The sequence below is a fragment of the Mesorhizobium sp. M7D.F.Ca.US.004.01.2.1 genome (assembly GCF_003997785.1).
GTDB lineage: Bacteria > Pseudomonadota > Alphaproteobacteria > Rhizobiales > Rhizobiaceae > Mesorhizobium > Mesorhizobium loti.
Window position 1 is genome coordinate 1 of sequence record NZ_RZRQ01000561.1, and the last position, 2,389, is coordinate 2,389.

1 protein-coding gene and 2 pseudogenes are annotated in these 2,389 nt (G+C 63.8%); all 3 read left to right on the top strand.

Annotation, left to right across the window (positions count from 1 at the left end; all coding sequences use genetic code 11):
• Positions 1-307, top strand: a pseudogene (locus tag EN993_RS34705) (murein L,D-transpeptidase); the annotation flags it as partial.
• A gap of 376 nt (positions 308-683) precedes the next feature.
• Positions 684-1,997 carry a serine hydroxymethyltransferase gene (gene glyA, locus EN993_RS34710; RefSeq protein WP_013532252.1) on the top strand — a complete coding sequence of 438 codons (1,314 nt, stop codon included), beginning with the start codon at positions 684-686 and terminating at the stop codon, positions 1,995-1,997.
• A 72-nt stretch (positions 1,998-2,069) separates the two neighbouring features.
• Positions 2,070-2,389, top strand: a pseudogene (locus tag EN993_RS34715) (hypothetical protein); the annotation flags it as partial.

The following is a 2,389-nucleotide window of genomic DNA, read 5'->3' on the forward strand; positions in this document are numbered from 1 at the left end:
GCACGATACCCCCCAGCAGAGCCTGTTTGGCAAGATGATGCGCTTCGATTCCTCGGGCTGCGTGCGCGTGCAGAATGTGCGCGACCTCGTCACCTGGATCCTGCGCGACACGCCGGGCTGGGACCGTCAGCATTTCGAGGCGGCGATCAAGACCGGCGAAAACACGCCGATCCAGATTACCAACCCGGTGCCGGTCCACTTCCTCTATCTTTCGGCCTGGTCTACGGCCCCAGGCGTCGTGCAGTTCCGCGACGACGTCTACGCGCTCGACGGCAACAACGAGCTGCAGATCACGTCATCGCTTTAAGTGACTGATTTTTTTATAAAAAGGCCGCCGCTCAGGGCGGCCTTTTCGTTGCTCGGGTGCCGCTGTGTTTCTCGCGGGAGGGGCGGCTGGACAGATCGGCCGGCTTTGCGCATGGTCGGCGGGAAAGTCTGGAACCGGGCCATGGAAGTCGCTGTTCATTCTGGCCGTACGCGTCCTCGTCGCCGTGTCCGGCGCGCTGGTGCGTCTGGCGCGCGAGGCCTTGCTGAAGGTCGCAAGGCGAGGAAATAGCGACCTGCTGGCTTCGCTGGCGCAATCCGGCCAGCAAATTTCGCGCGGCAAACGTGGCGGGGCGAAAACAACTGTGTTAATGGCGCGGCGAACCTTCGCAGCCCCCGAACCCCGAGGATTTCAGGCCATGGCAACAGCAGCGGCAGTGTCGAACAAATTCGAATCCTTCTTCGAAACCACGCTGGCTGACGCCGATCCGGAGATTTTCGGCGCCATCCGCAACGAACTCGGTCGTCAGCGTCACGAGATCGAGCTGATCGCCTCGGAAAACATTGTTTCCCGCGCCGTGCTTGAAGCGCAGGGCTCGATCATGACCAACAAATACGCCGAGGGCTATCCGGGCAAGCGTTACTATGGCGGCTGCCAGTTCGTCGACGTGGCCGAGGAACTGGCCATCGAGCGGGCAAAGAAGCTGTTCGGCTGCAACTTCGCCAACGTCCAGCCGAATTCCGGCAGCCAGATGAACCAGGCAGTGTTCCTGGCGCTCTTGCAGCCAGGCGATACTTTCATGGGCCTCGACCTAAATTCCGGCGGCCATCTGACCCACGGTTCGCCGGTCAACATGAGTGGCAAATGGTTCAAGGTCGTCTCCTATGGCGTGCGCCAGGACGACCATCTGCTCGACATGGACGCCATCGAGAAGACCGCGCATGAGACCAAGCCGAAGCTGATCCTGGCCGGCGGCACCGCCTATTCGCGCGTCTGGGACTGGAAGCGTTTTCGCGAGATCGCCGATGCGGTCGGCGCCTACCTGATGGTCGACATGGCGCACATCGCTGGCCTGGTCGCCGGCGGCGTGCATCCGTCACCGCTGCCGCACGCCCATGTCGTGACCACCACGACGCACAAGTCGTTGCGCGGCCCGCGCGGCGGCATGATCCTGTGCAATGACGAGGACATCGCTAAGAAGATGAACTCGGCGGTGTTCCCCGGCTTGCAGGGCGGCCCACTGATGCATGTCATCGCCGCCAAGGCGGTGGCTTTCGGCGAAGCGCTGAAGCCGAGCTTCAAGGTCTACGCCGAGAGCGTAGCCGCCAACGCCAAGGCGCTTGCCTCCAGTCTCAAGGAAACCGGGCTCGACATCGTCTCCGGCGGCACCGACAACCATCTGATGCTGGTCGACCTCAGGCCCAAGAACGCCACCGGCAAGCGCGCCGAGGCAGCGCTGGGCCGCGCCAACATCACCTGCAACAAGAACGGCATCCCGTTCGATCCAGAAAAGCCTTTTGTCACCTCGGGCGTGCGTCTCGGCACCCCGGCCGGCACCACGCGCGGCTTTGGCCAGGCCGAATTCCGCGAGATCGGCAAGCTGATCGCCGAAGTGCTGGATGGTCTCAAGGTCGCCAATTCCGACGAGGGCAATGCCGCTGTCGAAGCCGCGGTCAAGGCCAAGGTCGTGGCGCTGACCGATCGTTTCCCGCTCTATCCCTATCTCGGCTGAGGCGATAGGAGGTCTTACCGCCTGTTGCGACGACAAGCGTCTCAGCAGGCCGGGCGACCGGCAGGAGCCTTGATGATGCGACTATTTCGGTTCGCCGACCTTGGCGCCGTTGGCGTTCTGGCCGCTTTGATGGCCTTGCCGCTCCCCGGCGTCGCCTTGGCGCAGACCGCCCCTGCTCAAGCCGCGCCCGCGCAACCCGCCCCTGCCCAGGTCGCGCCCGCGGCGCCCGCCCAAGCGGCACCCAAGCTTGAAACCTTTGGCAGGTGGTCAACCCTGGTCGACGAGGTCGACACCGGTGAGGATCTGCGCAAGACCTGCGCGGCCTCGACCGCCTTTATCGGCGCCGGTGGCGTGCCTGGTACCCTGACGCTCGTCATCACGAACGGCGATGC

Excerpts from the sequence above, each read along its gene's own strand:
- glyA (WP_013532252.1), top strand. The coding sequence starts at position 684 with ATGGCAACAGCAGCGGCAGTGTCGAACAAATTCGAATCCTTCTTCGAA.